The following is a 15,810-nucleotide window of genomic DNA, read 5'->3' on the forward strand; positions in this document are numbered from 1 at the left end:
TTCACCTCGCAGAGATCGGTGTGCGGATGTCTCCTGACGACGGCTCGACAGCGCTGCCCGACGTACCCGGGCTGCCCGACCTACCCGGCCCGCGCGCCGGGGCCCTGCGGATCGCGACCTTCAACATCCTGCACGGCCGGGCTCCGGTCGACGGCGAGGTGGACCTCGCGCGGTACGCCGCGGCGATCACCGCGCTCGACGCCGACGTGCTCGCCCTGCAGGAGGTCGACCGCGACCAGCCGCGATCGCACGGCATGGACCTGACGGCCCTCGCCGCCGACGCGATGGGCGCCCGCGAGCACCGGTTCGTCGCGACCATGTCCGGCCTGCCGGTGGTGTGGACTGTCGTGCGGGGCGATCCACCACCCGATGCCCCGAGCTACGGGATCGCGCTGCTGAGCCGCTTCCCGGTGCGCTCGTGGCGCACGCTGGCGCTGCCGCACCTGCCCGGTCTGGTCCCGGCCGTCTTCCCCGGCAGCCACCGACCACGGCTCGTGCTCGACGAGCCGCGGGTCGCGGTCGTCGCGGTGATCGAGGTCCCGGGTGGGCCGTTGACCGTCGTCGCCACCCACCTCAGCCACATCCCGTGGTGGAGTGCGGTGCAGCTCCGTCACCTGGTGCGCCTGCTACGACCCGAGCCGAGGCCCGTCGTCCTGCTCGGCGACCTCAACCTCCCCGGCGCCCGACCGGCCAGGATCACCGGCTGGCGGCCGCTGGCCGCCGCGCCGACGTTCCCGGCGACCGAGCCGCGCCGCCAGCTGGACCATGTGCTCGCGTCCGGCGACGTCACGGCCCAGGCCGACGGCAGGGCCATGGACCTCGGGCTGTCCGACCACCGCGCCGTCGCCGTGGACGTCCAGGTGGGCCCACGGGTGGCGGTCAACCGCTGACCGGCTGCCTCTAGCCGAGGGCGTTCTGCCACAGGCCAACGACGTTGCCCTCGGTGTCCTTGACGTAGGCCGTGAAGCCCATGTCCGCGACGGCGGCCTTGCCCTGGACCGTGCTGCCGCCCAGCGACTCGACGGTGGCGAGCGTGGCATCGATGTCCTCGACGTCGACGACGACGACGGGGCTGCCGCTGAGCGAGTCCCGTCGGGGCATCATGCCGCCGTTGATGAACCCCGGCTCCGTCGGCGGACCCTGCTCGGGCGTCGGGCCGGTCATGACGAGCAGGTAGTCCATCTCGGGCATGGCCGTCACGGCCCACCCGAAGGCCGTGGCGTAGAACGCCTGTGCTCGCTCGCCGTCGTCGAACGGGAGCTCGAAGTGCACGACACGACCGCCCATGGCGGTCACCTCCCTCGCTGGTCACCCGGTGGCGCCGGCACCCGACGCCGTCCGTCCGGTCTACCGCGTCGCGTCGGGCCCGACAAGGGGAACCGGGCGGACATCGCGTCGGACGGCATGTCGTCCGACGACGTGTCAGTGGCCGTGGCTACCGTCGAGCCATGACCAGCACCCGAAACCACACCTGCGTCTTCTTCGACGACGGCGAGCTGGAGCACCACGTCTGCGCGTGCGGCAGGCGCGCCCTGTACCTGCTCGACGACGACGGCTCGGACGGCGTCCTGGTCGCCCTGCTCGACGACGAGGTCGCGGCCGTGACGTCCGGGCGAACCGGCCCGCTCGCCGACCTTGCAGCCTCCGCGTAGTCACCGGTCGCGGCCCGTGGCAGCCCAGGTGCGCAGCGTCGGCGGGGCACCGTGACCGCAGGCGCGGCACCGTGACCGCAGGCGCGGCGCCGTGACCGCCGGGGAGCGCGAGATCCTCGAGCCGGTGGACCTGTGCCGGCCGGACGGCCGCCTGGATCCGCGGGCCGTCGGGTGGACCCGGCACCCGGTGCACCGGACGGCCCTGCCGCCCACCCCGTGGCCCCGATCACCCCTGCGCGGCTGGGGCCGGGCCAAGCGCTGGGAGTACTGGGCCACCGTCACCCCGACCCACGTGATCGCACTGACGGTGGCGAACCTGGACTACGCAGCGCAGCACCAGGTGTGGGTGCTGGACCGGTCGACCGGGCTCGAGGTCGACACGGTCGCCGTCGTCCCGCTGGCCCGGGGGACGACCCTGCCGGACAACCTGGGCGACGGGCCGACCCGCGCCCTCGCGCGCAACCTCGCGATCGCCTTCGACCCGGTCCCCGCCGGCACCCGGTTGCGGGCCCGCACCGATCGCGTGAGCGTCGACGTCGTCGCCGTCGAGCCGCCGGGGCACGAGTCCCTCGGTGTCGTCGTGCCCTGGGGCGACCGGCTGTTCCAGTACACGGTCAAGGACGTCGCGCGTCCGGCCCGGGGCACCGTGACCGTGGACGGCACCGTGCACCCGGTGCCGGACGACGGTTCATGGGCGGTGCTCGATCTCGGTCGCGGGCGGTGGCCGTACTCGATGCGCTGGAACTGGGGGGCCGGCAGCGGGGTCGTCGACGGGCACGTCGTCGGCGTCCAGATCGGTGGCGCCTGGACGGACGGGACGGGCTCGACCGAGAACGCCCTGCTCGTCGACGGTCGGCTGCACAAGATCAGCGCCGACCTGGTGTGGACCTACGACCGCTCCGACTGGCTCGCCCCGTGGCGGGTGCACGATCCCGCACGGGCATCGGTCGACCTCACCTTCACCCCGTTCCACGAGCGCGCGGCGCGGACCGACCTCCTGCTGATCGCCGCGGAGACGCACCAGTGCTTCGGGACCTGGTCGGGTGCGATGGCCGACGACGCCGGCACCTGGGTCGGCGTCGACGGAGCCGTCGGCTGGGCCGAGGAGGCGCGCAACCGCTGGTGATCGCCGACATCGCACGAGCCGTGCGCCGGCCGGAGCTCCTCGAGCCGAGCGAGGCACCGTTCCGGGACGACCCCTACATCGCCGGTCGGCTGCTGGCGGCGCACCTGGACGACAGCGTCGACGCCGCCAGCCGGCCCGCCCCGGTCATCCGCCGCAGGCCTAGCACTCACTGCAGCAGGACGGCTCCCGATCCCGGACGCACCGACAGCCCGACCAGGTCACCGACGGCCAGGCCGTCCGCCGACTCGCCGAGGAGGTCGGCGGTGATCAGGTCGTGCGTGGGGTGGTCGAGGGTCACGCGGGTGAGCGCGCCGAGGAACGACAGCCCGACCACCCGGGCGCCGCGGCCCACGACGGTGCGGCTGAGGCCGATCTGCTCGGGTCGGACGACCGCCGTGAGACCCGCCGCGGAGGCCGCCGTCGCAGTCTCGGCACGGCCCGCCGCGGTCTCGGCACGAGCCGCCGCAGTCTTGGTACCGGCGACCTCGACCGGCGACCCGAGCACGTGCCACACACCGTCGTTGCCCCGATCGGCCGGCAGCCGGTTCACCGTACCGACGAAACCGGCGACGAAGGCGGACGCCGGCCGGCTGTAGAGCACCCGCGGCGGGTCGATCTGTTCCAGGACGCCGTCGCGCATGACCGCGACCCGATCGGCGACCGCCATCGCCTCGTGCTGGTCGTGGGTGACGAAGACAGTGGTGACGCCCACCTCCTGCTGCAGCCGGCGGATCTCGTCGCGCAGGTGCTCGCGGACCTGGGCGTCCAGCGCCGAGAGCGGCTCGTCGAGCAGCAGCAGCCGTGGGGCGGTGGCGATCGCCCTGGCCAGCGCCACGCGCTGCTTCTGGCCGCCCGACATCTGGTGCGGGTACTTGGCGGCGTGCTTCTCCAGGCGGGTCACCGCCAGCAGCCGGTCGACGGTCGCGGCGATCTCGACCTTGCCCGCGCGGCGCACCCTGAGCCCGAACTCGATGTTCTGCCGTGCGGTGAGGTTCGGGAACAGGCTGTACTCCTGGAAGACCATGCCGAACCGCCGGCGCTGCGGCGGGACGGTCGTCACGTCGGACCCGTCGACCAGGATGCGTCCGGCGTCCGGCTGCTCGAACCCCGCCAGCAGGCGCAGCGCTGTCGTCTTGCCGCAGCCGGACGGGCCGAGCAGGCAGACCAGCTCGCCGGACTCGATCCGCAGGTGCAGGTCGGCGAGCGCGACGGTGCTGCCGAACTCCTTGCGCACGCCGGTCATCTCGATGGTGGCCATGGTGATCCTTCCGGTTTCGGGACGTCAGATGCCGGGTGTGGCGACGCCCAGGCCGCGCCGCCGCAGCAGGTGGACCACGCCGCCCAGCGTGAGGGCGGTGAGCACCATGAGGGCGAGCGCCAGGGCCATGCCCGCCTGTGGCGCACCGCGCTGGTAGCTCACCAGGTAGGTCGGCAGCGTGTCCTTGAGCAGCAGCGACGCGAAGGCGAACTCGCCCAGCACGAGCGCGCCGGTCAGCCCGCAGGCGGCGACGACCGATGCGCTCAGGTTGGGCGCCAGGACGCGCACGAGCACCGTCGACCAGGACGCACCGAGGCTCCGGGCCGCCTCGACGAGGGTGCGGGCATGGATGCTCCGCAACCCGGCGTCCAGCGCCCGATAGGTGAACGGCATGGCCCACAGCGCATAGAACGGGACGAGACTCAGCGGGCTGGCCAGGAACCACGGCGCGACCGCCCGGAAGGTCGCCGCGACGCCGACGACGAGCGCGATCGGTGGCACGACCCAAGGCAGCAGGGTCACGCCGGCGAGCACGGCGCGCAGCCGCGGCACCCGGATCTCGGCGAGCACGGCCAGCGGGAGCAGGAGCGCGAGGTTGAGCACGATCGCGAGCCCGGCGAGCAGCAGGCTGACCCGGGCGGCCGCCCACAGGTCGGGCTCGGCCAGCGCCTCACCGAGGCGGGCCAGCGACCAGCCCGTGCCCAGCGTCGTCCGGTCGAGCAGGGCGACCGGGACGTTCTGGAACGCGAACCGGGCCATCGCCAGCTGCGGCACGGCGAAGAAGAGCCCGAGCGCGACGAGGTAGGTCCAGCGGAACCAGTGCACCGGTGAGCGGCGGACGGCGGGTCGGCGGGCCGTACCTCGACCCGCGGGGCGGTTCGGCACACTCATCCGCGGGACCATCGTGCGGCCCGGCGCTGCAGCAGGCCCATCAGCCCGAGGCCCGCCAGCAGAACCACGATGGTCCAGGTCACCAGCGCGTAGCCGAGGTCCTGCTCACCGGTGATGACGTTGCCCTGCAGCACGAACCGGATCTGCAGCGGGACGATCTGCCCGCTCGCGTTCAGCACGTACGCCGTGGCGTAGGCGCTGAACGCGTTGACGAACAGCAGCAGCATCCCGCCGAGGGCCGACGGCGCCAGGATCGGCGCAGCCACGGTGCGCCAGTAGCGCACCGGCGAGGCACCCATGAGCGTGGCCGCCTCGCGCCAGGTGTCCCGCAGACCGGACACGGCCGGCATCACGACCAGGAACATCAGCGGCACCTGGAAGTACAGGTACACGATCGCCATCCCGGCCAGGGTGGACAGCGAGAACCCGGCACCGATGATGTCGATCCCCATGGCGGCGAGCGCCTTGGTCACGACGCCCTGCGTGCCGAGGGCCGCGACGAAGGCGAAGGCGAGCGGCACCCCGCCGAGCTGGGACGCGACCGAGCACCACGCATCGAGCGCCGGGCGCAGCCAGCGCGGACGGTCCATTCCGCGCACGGCGAGCGCGAGGAGCAGACCGAGGACCCCGCCGACCACGGCGGTCGTCGCGGACAGGCTCAGGGAGTTGCGGAACGCGCTGCGGTAGGGCCCGGAGATCGCGCGCAGCACGGCGCTGAACCCTGGCTGCCCGTCCGGCGTCAGCGCGCTGACGACGACGCTGGCCGTCGGCCAGAGCAGGAACACGGCGACGAAGGCCAGGAACGGCGCGACGGCGAGCGCGGTGCCGCTCGGTCGGTGCGAGCGCAGCCAGGTCAGCAGCCCGACCGGCCCGGCGCCCACCTGGGACACCGGACCGGCCGCACCTGCGGCAAGGTCGAGACCTGTCACTTGTCGGCGACCAGCGGACCCCACTGCTCGGCCAGGACGGCCTTCGCAGTCTCGATCTGGGCCTGGCTCGGGAACTCGATCGCCTCGATCGTGGCAGCGTCCGGCAGGTTCGCGGCCAGCTCGTCGTCGACCAGTCCGGCCTCGACCAGCGACGCGTAACGGGCCGGGATCGCGCCACCCTCGAGGTAGCCCAGAGCGCCGTCGTCCCCGACGACGTGCTCGAGCCACAGCCGCGCGGCGCACGGGTGCGGGGCGTCGGTGATCACGGACTGCGCGTAGTAGCCGGCGTACACGCCGTCGTCCGGCACGGTGACCTGGAGGTCGAACCCGGCGTCGTCGAGCACGGGCACGAGCGCCGGGAAGTTGTACGTCCAGTCGAGGGCGATCGGCACCTCGCCGGAGACCAGGGTGGCCTCGGTGACGTCGATCGACTGCAGGTTGCCCAGCGCCTTGAGCTCGGCGAAGTACTCGATGCCGGGCAGGATGTCGTCGAAGCTGCCGCCGTTGGCGAGCGATGCCGCCATGACGGCGGCGAAGGCCGCGCCGGCCTCGCGCGGGTCACCGTTGAGCGTGACCATCCCGCTGTACTGCGGCTCCGCGAGCTCGGCGAAGGTCGTCGGCGCGTCCGGCACCAGGGTCGTGTTGGTCGCGATCGACATCACGCCGTAGTAGGCCGCGACCCAGCGCCCCTCGGGGTCCTTGAGGGCGTCCGGGATCTCGTCCCACACGACCGGCTCGTACGCCTCGGCGTAGCCCTCGTCGATCAGCTGCTGGGTGAAGGAGGCGCCGACGTCGACGACCTCGGGCATGTCCGCCTGGCCACGCAGGGTCGCGATCGCGGTGATCTCGTCCGCCGAGGACGCGTCCGGGCTGGCGACCTGGGCGTCGATCCCATAGGTGTCCCGGAACGAGGCGAGGATGCCGCCGTAGTTGGCCCAGGTGTCCGGCAGCGCGATCAGGTTCACCGACCCCTCGGTGGCGGCCGCGTCGGCGATCTCGTCGATCGTCGTGCCGCAGTCGACGCCTGCGGCGGCATCGGCCGTCGGGCTCGTGGTCGGACCTGGTGCGGGTGAGCTGCAGGCGGTCAGCGTGACCGCGGTCAGGACGAGCGGGGCGAACAGGCTCAGCTTGCGCATCGGTGTCCCTTGGTAGAAGGCACGCCGACCGGGGTTGTCGGCACGGGACAGGTTGTACGCAGGCCAGGCGACGGCTCCGGGTGCACTCGGTGAACACCGAGGCCACGTCGGATGAAGAACCTCCCGCGCCGGGTCCGGGGACGGCCTCGACCCCCCGACCGGCTAGGCCAGATGGCGTCTTTACCGAATCGATGTGAACGTTGTCCATAGTTCGAAACAAAAATGTGCTAATCATGGACATCGATATTCCGCCACAGGCGGCTGCGGCGACGACTCCCTGGCCGCAGGCGCACCAGAGGAAGAGGTTCGGGGATGACATCCGTCTCCAGGTACGGCCGCCGCACGCTGATCGCCACGGCCGGCATCGCAGTCACGGCACTGGCTCTCACCGCCTGCACCGGGGGCGGTGACAGCGAAGGCACCAGCGACACCGACGACACCACGACCGGCGGGACCCTGACGATCGGGACCACCGACAAGATCACGACGATCGACCCCGCGGGCTCCTACGACAACGGCTCGTTCGCCGTCATGAACCAGGTCTTCCCGTTCCTGCTGAACACGCCGTACGGCAGCCCGGACGTCGAGCCGGACATCGCCGTGTCGGCGGAGTTCACCGCGCCGACCGAGTACACGGTCGTCCTCAAGGACGGGCTGACCTTCGCGAACGGCAACGAGCTCACCGCCTCGGACGTCAAGTTCACGTTCGACCGGCAGCTCGCGATCGCCGACCCGAACGGGCCGTCGTCGCTGCTGTACAACCTCGACAGCACCGAGGCGGTCGACGACACGACAGTCGTGTTCCACCTCAAGTCGGAGAACGACCAGGTCTTCCCGCAGATCCTGTCCAGCCCGGCCGGCCCGATCGTCGACGAGGACGTCTTCTCGGCCGACGCCCTGACCCCGGACGCCGACATCGTCGAGGGCAACGCGTTCGCCGGCCCGTATGTGATCACGAACTACGACATGAACAACCTCGTGTCGTACGTGGCCAACCCTGACTACCAGGGCCTGCTCGGCGCACCGAAGACCGAGACGATCAACGTCAAGTACTACGCGGAGTCCTCCAACCTCAAGCTGGACATCCAGGAGGCGAACATCGACGTCGCGTTCCGGAGCCTGTCCGCGACCGACATCGAGGACCTGCGGTCCGACGACGGCGTCAAGGTCGTCGACGGTCCCGGCGGCGAGATCCGGTACATCGTCTTCAACTTCGACACCCAGCCCTACGGAGCCGGGACCGCCGAGGCCGACCCGGCCAAGGCGCTGGCCGTCCGCCAGGCCGTCGCCGACCTGATCGACCGCGACGAGATCGCCGAGCAGGTCTACAAGGGCACCTTCACGCCGCTGTACTCCTACGTCCCGGCGGGCCTGACCGGCGCGACCGAGGTCCTCAAGGACCTCTACGGCGACGGCACCGGTGGGCCGGACGCCGACAAGGCCGCGGGTCGGCTGGCGGATGCCGGTGTCACCACACCGGTCGAGCTGAGCCTGCAGTACTCGAACGACCACTACGGTCCGTCCTCAGGCGACGAGTACGCGCTGATCAAGGATCAGCTCGAGTCGACCGGCCTGTTCTCGGTCAACCTGCAGACCACCGAGTGGGTCCAGTACTCCAAGGACCGCAGCTCGGACGTCTACCCGGCCTACCAGCTCGGCTGGTTCCCGGACTACTCCGACGCCGACAACTACCTGACGCCGTTCTTCCTCAAGGAGAACTTCCTGGCGAACCACTACGACAACCCGGCGGTCAACGACATGATCCTGCAGCAGGCGAGCACGCCCGACGCCGCAGAGCGGACCGGGCTGATCGAGGACATCCAGGCAGGTGTCGCCGCTGACCTGTCGACGGTGCCGTTCCTGCAGGGTGCCCAGGTGGCCGTCGTCGGACCGGACGTCTCGGGGGCCGAGGACACGCTCGACGCGTCCTTCAAGTTCCGCTACGGCGCCCTGTCCAAGGGCTGACCCGAACGGAACCGCAGGCTCCCGGTGGTCCGCCCGCTCGAGGCGGACCACCGGGAGCCCCCGCGCGCGGGCAGGTCACCAGGCCTGACCGCAGCCACGACGGAGAGACATGACCACCACGACGGACCTCACCGATACCGTGCCGGACACCGCACCCGACCCCGCACCCGCGCGACGACGGCGCACCGGAGGCGGTCTCGGTCGCTACATCCTGATCCGGTTCATGCTCATCTTCCCGACGATCTTCATCCTGGTGACCACCGTCTTCGCCCTCATGCGCACGACCGGCGACCCGATCACCGCGGCGCTGGGCGGCCGTCTCACACCTGACCAGCTCGCCGAGCGGATCGCGGAGGCCGGCTACGACCGGCCGCTGCACGTGCAGTACCTGGAGTACCTGGGCGGCATCCTGCACGGCGACTTCGGCACGACCCTCAGCGACCACCGGCTGGTCACCGAGGTCCTGACGACCTACGGCGCGGCGACCGTCGAGCTCGCCTTCTACGCCCTGGTGGTCGCCTTCGTCGTCGGCATCCCGCTCGGCCAGGTCGCTGCCTACTACCGCGACAAGGCCCCGGACGCCGTCCTGCGGATCTTCGCGATCCTCTGCTACGCGACCCCCGTCTTCTTCTCCGGCCTGCTGTTCAAGCTCGTGTTCTCCCGTTGGCTCGGCTGGCTGCCGGTCGCCGGGCGCGCCTCGACCGGGACCGAGATCCAGATGCAGGGCCTCGACAACCCGACCGGCATCTACCTCATCGACGCCCTGCGCAGCGGGAACGGCGAGATCATCTCCGACGTGCTGCAGCACGCCGTCCTGCCGGCCCTGGCTCTCGGCCTGCTCACCGGCGGGATCTTCCTGCGGCTGGTGCGCACGAACGTCATCGGGACCCTCGGCACGGGCTACATCGAGGCCGCCCGCTCGCGGGGGGTCTCCGAGTCCCGCCTGCTGCGCAAGCACGCGTACCGCCCCGCGCTCATCCCGATCATCACGGTCATGGGCATGCAGATCGCGGTGCTGCTCGGCGGCGCGGTGCTGACCGAGTCGACCTTCGAGTGGAAGGGGCTCGGCTTCCAGCTCGCCGAGTACCTGCAGGCCCGGGACTTCGTGGCCGTGCAGGGTCTGGTCGCGATGCTCGCCGTGATCGTCGCCGTGACGAACTTCGTCGTCGACATCCTCGCCGCGCTGATCGACCCGAGGGTGAGGTATTGACATGACCGACGCCACGATCCCCGCCGGCGCCCCCGCGGTGCCGGAGCCGACTCCCCCGCCCGCGCCGCGCCCCCCGCGCTGGCAGCGCCTGCCCGTCGTGCGTCAGCTGCGCCAGAGCATCGGCCTGCAGCGCGGCATGCTCGTCGCCGGCCTCGTGCTGAGCGGGATCTTCCTCCTGACAGCCCTGCTCGCCCCGCTGCTCGCGCCGTACGGCTTCGGCCAGCTGCGCAACGCCGACGGGCCGTTCGGGGCCCAGCTCCCACCGTCGGCCGGGCACCTGCTCGGCACGACCGTCGGCGGCTACGACGTGCTCTCCCGGGTGATCTGGGGCTCGCGCACCGCGCTGCTGGTGATCGTCGTCGCGGTCGCGCTGTCGATCGTCGCCGGCGTGCTGCTCGGCCTGGTCTCCGGCTACTTCGGCGGCTGGCTGGACCGGGTGCTCATCGTGATCGCCGACGCGGTCTACGCGTTCCCGTCCCTGCTGCTCGCGATCGTCATGGCGATCGTCATCAGCGGCGGCCAGTCGAGCCTGTACGGCGGCATCCTCGCGGCGGCGATCTCGATCACCGTGATCTTCATCCCGCAGTACTTCCGGGTGGTGCGCGCCGAGGTCGTCCGGATCAAGAACGAGGCGTTCGTCGAGTCCGCGCGGGTGATCGGCGCGGGGCACATGCGGATCATGGTCCAGCACGTGCTGCGCAACGCGACCCGCACGCTGCCGCTGATCCTGACGCTGAACGCCTCCGAGGCCATCCTCACGCTCGCCGGCCTCGGCTTCCTCGGGTTCGGCATCGAGCCGACCGCGGCCGCCGAGTGGGGCTACGACCTGAACAAGGCGCTGTCGGACGTGACCAGCGGCATCTGGTGGACCTCGATGTTCCCGGGCCTGGCCATCGTCCTGGTCGTGCTCGGCCTCACGCTCGTCGGCGAGAGCCTGAACGACCTCGCCGACCCGCGTCTGCGCAGCCGCCGTGCGGTCGCCAACGAGCCGCTCGAGGTCGGCGAGGTGCCGGTCGTGCCGGGCGGCCCGATCAGCGCCGGACCTGCGGGGTTCGGCGGACTCGAAGAGCCCGACCCCACGGGAGGGGCCCGATGACAGTCGTCGACATCCGCGACCTGCAGGTCGCCTTCGCCACCGACCAGGGGCGGGTCACCGCCGTCGACGGTGTGAGCCTGTCGGTCCACGCCGGTGAGGTGCTCGCGATCGTCGGCGAGAGCGGCAGCGGCAAGACCGTCACCGCCAAGACGATCCTCGGCCTGCTGCCCGAGACCGCGACCGCGCGGGGCGCCGTCGTGCTCACGAGCAAGGACGGCACGACCGACGGCGACGTCATCCAGCTCTCCGGCGCGCAGCTGCGGGCGGTGCGCGGCCGGGACGCGGCGATGGTCTTCCAGGAGCCGTCCACCGCGCTGAACCCGGTCTTCCCCGTCGGGTGGCAGATCGCCGAGGGCCTGCGGGCGCACGGCAGGTACACCCGGGCCGAGGCGCTGGCCAAGGCGGTCGACGTGCTGCGCCGGGTCGGCATCCCCGACCCGGAGGCGCGCGTCCACCACTACCCGCACCAGTTCTCCGGCGGGCAGAAGCAGCGGATCGTCATCGCACAGGCCCTCGTGCTCGACCCGGGGGTGATCGTCGCGGACGAGCCGACGACGGCGCTCGACGTCACCGTCCAGGCCGAGATCCTCGACCTGCTGCGCCGCTGCCGTGACGAGTTCGGCACCGCCGTCGTGCTCATCACGCACAACATGGGCATCGTGGCCGACCTCGCCGACCGCGTCGCGGTGATGTACGAGGGCAGGATCGTCGAGCAGGCCGACGTGCGGACGCTGTTCAACGCGCCGCACGAGGCCTACACCAAGGAGCTGCTCGCCGCCGTCCCCCGGCTCGGCGTCGGCCTCGCCCGTGCCCAGGAGCGGGCCGAGCGGCGGGCACCGGGCTGGGCCGAGAAGACTCCCGTCGTGGAGGCCCGTGACCTGCGCGTCGTCTACCCGGGCCGGTTCCGCAAGCCCGACTTCACGGCGGTCGACGGCGTCGACCTGGTGATCCGTCCGGGCGAGGTCCTCGGCCTGGTCGGCGAGAGCGGGAGCGGCAAGACGACGATCGGGCGGGCGATCGCCGGCCTGACCCGGGTCAGCGGCGGTTCGCTGCGGGTGCTGGGTGTCGAGATGAACGGCCGGCACGAGCGCGCCTTCCGTCCGGTGCGCAGCCGCATCGGCTTCGTGTTCCAGGACCCGGCCACGAGCTTCAACCCGCTCCTGACGATCGCCCAGTGCGTCGCCGAGCCGCTCGTCGTGCACGGTCGGGCACCGAGCTGGCACGACGCCCGCGGGCGGGTCGACGACCTGCTCGAGGCCGTCCAGCTGCCGCGGGCCTTCGGCGACCGGTTCCCGCACGAGCTCAGCGGCGGCCAGCGCCAGCGCGCGAGCCTCGCCCGGGCGCTCGCCCTCGACCCCGAACTGCTGATCGCCGACGAGCCGACGTCGGCCCTGGACGTCTCGGTGCAGGCCAAGGTGCTCGACCTGTTCGACGAGCTGCAGCGTGAGCTCGGCTTCGCCGCGCTGTTCATCAGCCACGACCTCGCCGTCGTCGACATGCTCGCCGACCGGATCGCGGTGCTCTACCGCGGCCGGCTCGTCGAGGAGGGCACCGGTGCGCAGGTGCTGGGCGCGCCGAAGGACCCGTACACCCAGCGGCTGCTCGCCTCGCTGCCGGTCCCCGACCCCGACGAGCAGGCCCTGCGCCGGGCGGAGTGGAACCGGCTGCGGGCGGCAGACGAGGCGACGGCCCACTGACGACGGCCGGGCCTCACGCGGACGGGTCGTTCACGACCCCGAGGAACAGCGGCGAGCGCGTCGCGGTGTCGGTCAGGAGCAGCAGGAACGGCCGGTCGAAGACGACGAGGTCGCGGGCCGCCGGAAGTGCGGTCACGCCGACCCCGACACCGGTCGCCGCAGCGGCCTCGGTGCCGTCCTCGTCGACCGCGAGGAACGTCTTCTGCACGACCTGGGAGATCTCCAGCCCGTCCCCGCCCAACGCCGAGTAGTCACCGATGGCCGGTAGGCCGAGACCCGTCAGCAGCGACAACAACTGGTGCGTCTGCTCGATCTTCAGCTGCGGCAGGGCGCCGTCCACCTCGGTCGTCGAGGCGTCGTCGAGCGCTGCGAGGGTTGCCCCGTCGACGGTGCACGGATCGGTGCCCGACGGCGGGAGCATCGCGACGGCCGTCAGCGTGCCGTCCCGGTAGGGCAGCTCGACGGCCACCCACCCGCCCGCCGTGCGACCGGCACCGGACCCACCGCTCATCAGCTGCACTGTCACCGCACCGCCGGGCGCCGCGAAGTCCGCGGGCCGGGTGTCGGTGAACGGACGGAGCCACCTGGCCTTCAGGTCCAGCGCGTTGGTCAGCACGACGACGGTGCTGTCCGGCAACGCGTCGTCGAACAGCCGCTCGATGATCCCGGCGGTGTCGTCGCTCACCGACTCGTTGATCGTGTCCGTCGCCCCGCTGGGGTCACCGGCGAAGTCCAGGGACTGCACCTGCGCATCGAACGCCGTCGCGACGTCGTCCAGGTACTGCTGCTCCGGCTCGAGGCCGGTCAGGGTCCAGATCCGGTTGCTGACCCGGAGGCTGTCCGGGGCGTCGTCGGCCTCGAGGTCGCCGTCGTACCCGAGGCCGGCGAGCGCGTCGGTGTGCTCGCGGATCGCCGCCACCAGGTCGGGTGACCACGCGGGCAGGTGCAGCACCTGTCGGACGTCCGTCGCCGTCTGCCCGCCGGCAGCGGGGTAGAGGAGGCCGAGCGCCTCCGCTGCGGACGTCGGGGACAGCAGCAGGTTCTCGCCGGGCTGCTGCCCGCACACGGCGTGCAGCAGGTCCAGACCGAACGCGGTCTGGGCGGCCGCGACGTCGGCAGTGGTCAACGAGCCGGCCTGGACAGGCTGGACCTGCCCGCGGTGCACGATCGTGTCAGCGGCGCCGCCTGCACCGCCGCAGGCGGCAAGAGCGGCGACCGCGAGCGCGGTGGCCGCGATCCGCAGCGAGGTGGCTGCGATCCGCAGCGACCCTGCCGGACACCCACGGACCTGGACCATGTCACCCTCTGCCGTCCCACACGATTGCCGTCCCACACGATGACCACGGCCGTGCGGCCACCTGCTCCGCATGTGTCCGGGCGCGCCGCAGGCTTGCACCGCGGCCGGTGGCTCGCCGTCGGTGGGTCGGTCGGGCCGGCTCAGCCGCCCAGGAGGCTGCCGAGCCCGCCGCTCTTGCTCTGGGTCGCCTGGTGCCCGCCCGAGACCACGGACTCGCTCGGCTGCACGAGCACGTAGCCCTGCCCGCCGAAGGCCATCTGGAGAAGCTCACCGGTCCCGCCACGGATCATCGACTTCAGTCCCCCGGTGTCGACCCGGATGTCCATGCTCACGCCCGCGGTCCACAGGACGACAGCCTGGGCGTCGGCGAAGGTCGGTGCGCTCGCGACGTCCAGGGCCACCGGCTCGCCCACCGTCGTGACCGCGACATATCCGGTGCCGCGCATGGCGACGTTGAACAAGCCACCGGCCATCATGCTGCCGCGGGCCTGCACGCGGTGGATGTCCCACTCGATCGAGGACGAGAAGGCGAGCACGTTGTTGCCGTTGACCGAGATCGCGTCGTTCTCCAGGTACATGACCTGGATCTCGGAGGCCTGGTCGGCGACGAAGAGCTCGCCCTGCCCCACGCACTGCATCATGTCGACGCCCTCGCCCGTGAGCTTGGACTTGAGGAACTTGTCCAGGCCGCCGGAGCCCTTGTTCTCGAAGCGGACGTCGCCCTGGTACGCAACCATCGAGCCGGTCTTGGCCCACACCGGGCCATAGCCCATCTGGATCTTCAGGAGCTTCTTGTTCTGCAGCGAGAACGGATCCTGGGAAGCGTTCTCGCGGAAGTCGGTGAAGAGCGATCCGTGGATGGCCATGACTCTCGTCCCCTCGTACGTCGTCGTCGTCCTGGTCCGTCGGCCGGGCTCGCTGAAACTCTAACGAGACGGGCGGGCCGTGCGTAGGCTTTCGCGTGAGTGGGCCAGATGAACTCCGCAGGCCCGGTGGAGGAGCTGACATGGGATTCCTGGACAAGGCAAAGGCCGCCGCGAGCGATCTGGCGGCGAAGGCAGACACGGCGCTGGGCAGCTCGGGCCTGACCGGTGGTCCGAAGCCGGCCGGGGCCGGTGACGTGGACAGGTACTTCCACGACCTCGGGGTCCTGACCTACCTCGAGGCGAGCGGACGCCCGGCAGACCCCGCTGACCGCGCGCGCGTCATGACGAACCTCCAGGAGCTGGACTCGAGCGGTGCGATCCGCTCGTTCGCCCTGCACACCGCACCACCGCCCGCACCGGGGATGGCCGGCGCCGTCCCGCCGCCACCAGGGATGGCCGGCACGACGCCACCACCCCCCGGGATGGCCGGCACGACGCCACCGCCGCCGTTCGGCGCCGGCGGACCGCCGAGCCCCGAGCCACCGCAGGCTCCGGCACCTGTGCCGCAGGCACCCCCGGCCGCTCCGGTCGCCGCGCCCCCGCCGCCGTCCTGGATGACGACGGACGACAGCGGCGATCGCTGATCACGAGCGCCCGGGCCGGCTGACCGGCGGCCCCCGTCGCCGG

15 protein-coding genes are annotated in these 15,810 nt (G+C 71.8%); 8 read left to right on the forward strand and 7 right to left on the reverse strand.

Features of this window, described 5'->3' with window-relative positions:
• The first annotated feature begins 26 nt into the window (after positions 1-26).
• The gene (locus K415_RS0104335) at positions 27-890 is read left to right on the forward strand and encodes an endonuclease/exonuclease/phosphatase family protein (protein WP_369795179.1); all 864 of its coding nucleotides are present in this window, start codon (positions 27-29) and stop codon (positions 888-890) included.
• A gap of 10 nt (positions 891-900) precedes the next feature.
• Here the strand turns inward: K415_RS0104335 and K415_RS0104340 are convergent, their stop codons facing one another.
• Positions 901-1,287 (reverse strand): VOC family protein, encoded by a 387-nt coding sequence (locus tag K415_RS0104340; protein ID WP_024285878.1) that lies wholly within the window; start codon positions 1,285-1,287, stop codon positions 901-903.
• Positions 1,288-1,448: 161 nt separating this feature from the next.
• Between K415_RS0104340 and K415_RS0104345 the strand changes: the two genes are divergently transcribed.
• Positions 1,449-1,652 carry a hypothetical protein gene (locus K415_RS0104345; RefSeq protein WP_024285879.1) on the forward strand — a complete coding sequence of 68 codons (204 nt, stop codon included), beginning with the start codon at positions 1,449-1,451 and terminating at the stop codon, positions 1,650-1,652.
• Between the two features lie 91 nt (positions 1,653-1,743).
• A complete protein-coding gene (locus K415_RS0104350) occupies positions 1,744-2,778 on the forward strand; it encodes a DUF2804 domain-containing protein (protein ID WP_024285880.1) in 1,035 nt (344 codons plus the stop codon).
• Between the two features lie 166 nt (positions 2,779-2,944).
• On the opposite strand, the gene K415_RS0104355 is transcribed toward K415_RS0104350, so the two are convergent.
• From K415_RS0104355 to K415_RS0104370, 4 genes are read right to left on the reverse strand one after another with little or no spacing between them, the layout of a single operon-like run.
• Positions 2,945-4,036, reverse strand: a complete 1,092-nt coding sequence (locus K415_RS0104355; RefSeq protein WP_024285881.1) for an ABC transporter ATP-binding protein — start codon at positions 4,034-4,036, stop codon at positions 2,945-2,947.
• Positions 4,037-4,060: 24 nt separating this feature from the next.
• The gene (locus K415_RS0104360; RefSeq protein ID WP_197024662.1) at positions 4,061-4,927 is read right to left on the reverse strand and encodes an ABC transporter permease; all 867 of its coding nucleotides are present in this window, start codon (positions 4,925-4,927) and stop codon (positions 4,061-4,063) included.
• On the reverse strand, positions 4,924-5,856 hold the full coding sequence (locus K415_RS0104365; protein ID WP_024285883.1) for an ABC transporter permease subunit: 933 nt from the start codon (positions 5,854-5,856) through the stop codon (positions 4,924-4,926). Before K415_RS0104365 ends, K415_RS0104360 begins: the two co-directional genes overlap by 4 nt.
• Complete coding sequence (locus tag K415_RS0104370) at positions 5,853-6,992, reverse strand: ABC transporter substrate-binding protein (RefSeq protein WP_024285884.1); 1,140 nt, start codon at positions 6,990-6,992, stop codon at positions 5,853-5,855. The genes K415_RS0104365 and K415_RS0104370 overlap by 4 nt, the downstream gene beginning before the upstream one ends.
• A gap of 312 nt (positions 6,993-7,304) precedes the next feature.
• Between K415_RS0104370 and K415_RS0104375 the strand changes: the two genes are divergently transcribed.
• From K415_RS0104375 to K415_RS0104390, 4 genes are all read left to right on the forward strand, one after another.
• Positions 7,305-8,957: an ABC transporter substrate-binding protein gene (locus K415_RS0104375; RefSeq protein ID WP_024285885.1), complete on the forward strand. Its 1,653-nt coding sequence runs from the start codon at positions 7,305-7,307 to the stop codon at positions 8,955-8,957.
• 109 nt (positions 8,958-9,066) lie between these two features.
• Positions 9,067-10,167: an ABC transporter permease gene (locus tag K415_RS0104380; protein WP_024285886.1), complete on the forward strand. Its 1,101-nt coding sequence runs from the start codon at positions 9,067-9,069 to the stop codon at positions 10,165-10,167.
• Positions 10,168-10,303: 136 nt separating this feature from the next.
• A complete protein-coding gene (locus K415_RS21395) occupies positions 10,304-11,263 on the forward strand; it encodes an ABC transporter permease (RefSeq protein ID WP_034662013.1) in 960 nt (319 codons plus the stop codon).
• Complete coding sequence (locus K415_RS0104390; RefSeq protein WP_024285888.1) at positions 11,260-12,960, forward strand: ABC transporter ATP-binding protein; 1,701 nt, start codon at positions 11,260-11,262, stop codon at positions 12,958-12,960. Before K415_RS21395 ends, K415_RS0104390 begins: the two co-directional genes overlap by 4 nt.
• Positions 12,961-12,973: 13 nt before the next feature.
• On the opposite strand, the gene K415_RS0104395 is transcribed toward K415_RS0104390, so the two are convergent.
• Both K415_RS0104395 and K415_RS0104400 read right to left on the reverse strand, forming a co-directional pair.
• Positions 12,974-14,257, reverse strand: a complete 1,284-nt coding sequence (locus K415_RS0104395) for a serpin family protein (RefSeq protein ID WP_024285889.1) — start codon at positions 14,255-14,257, stop codon at positions 12,974-12,976.
• A gap of 140 nt (positions 14,258-14,397) precedes the next feature.
• Positions 14,398-15,123, reverse strand: a complete 726-nt coding sequence (locus K415_RS0104400; RefSeq protein ID WP_024285890.1) for an AIM24 family protein — start codon at positions 15,121-15,123, stop codon at positions 14,398-14,400.
• Between the two features lie 140 nt (positions 15,124-15,263).
• Here K415_RS0104400 and K415_RS22495 point away from each other — a divergent pair, with 140 nt between their 5' ends.
• Positions 15,264-15,767, forward strand: coding sequence for a hypothetical protein (locus tag K415_RS22495; protein WP_024285891.1), 504 nt, complete (start codon positions 15,264-15,266; stop codon positions 15,765-15,767).
• The last annotated feature ends 43 nt before the right edge of the window (positions 15,768-15,810 follow it).

It is taken from the genome of Cellulomonas sp. KRMCY2, assembly GCF_000526515.1.
Taxonomy (GTDB): domain Bacteria; phylum Actinomycetota; class Actinomycetes; order Actinomycetales; family Cellulomonadaceae; genus Actinotalea.

Bases quoted from the DNA above. Each gene is read 5' to 3' on its own strand.
- K415_RS0104370 (WP_024285884.1), bottom strand. From the start codon at position 6,992: ATGCGCAAGCTGAGCCTGTTCGCCCCGCTCGTCCTGACCGCGGTCACG.
- K415_RS0104375 (WP_024285885.1), top strand. From the start codon at position 7,305: ATGACATCCGTCTCCAGGTACGGCCGCCGCACGCTGATCGCCACGGCC.
- K415_RS0104345 (WP_024285879.1), top strand. From the start codon at position 1,449: ATGACCAGCACCCGAAACCACACCTGCGTCTTCTTCGACGACGGCGAG.
- K415_RS22495 (WP_024285891.1), top strand. From the start codon at position 15,264: ATGGGATTCCTGGACAAGGCAAAGGCCGCCGCGAGCGATCTGGCGGCG.
- K415_RS0104390 (WP_024285888.1), top strand. From the start codon at position 11,260: ATGACAGTCGTCGACATCCGCGACCTGCAGGTCGCCTTCGCCACCGAC.
- K415_RS0104355 (WP_024285881.1), bottom strand. From the start codon at position 4,036: ATGGCCACCATCGAGATGACCGGCGTGCGCAAGGAGTTCGGCAGCACC.
- K415_RS0104360 (WP_197024662.1), bottom strand. From the start codon at position 4,927: ATGAGTGTGCCGAACCGCCCCGCGGGTCGAGGTACGGCCCGCCGACCC.
- K415_RS0104400 (WP_024285890.1), bottom strand. From the start codon at position 15,123: ATGGCCATCCACGGATCGCTCTTCACCGACTTCCGCGAGAACGCTTCC.
- K415_RS0104395 (WP_024285889.1), bottom strand. From the start codon at position 14,257: ATGGTCCAGGTCCGTGGGTGTCCGGCAGGGTCGCTGCGGATCGCAGCC.
- K415_RS0104335 (WP_369795179.1), top strand. From the start codon at position 27: ATGTCTCCTGACGACGGCTCGACAGCGCTGCCCGACGTACCCGGGCTG.
- K415_RS0104380 (WP_024285886.1), top strand. From the start codon at position 9,067: ATGACCACCACGACGGACCTCACCGATACCGTGCCGGACACCGCACCC.
- K415_RS21395 (WP_034662013.1), top strand. From the start codon at position 10,304: ATGCTCGTCGCCGGCCTCGTGCTGAGCGGGATCTTCCTCCTGACAGCC.
- K415_RS0104340 (WP_024285878.1), bottom strand. From the start codon at position 1,287: ATGGGCGGTCGTGTCGTGCACTTCGAGCTCCCGTTCGACGACGGCGAG.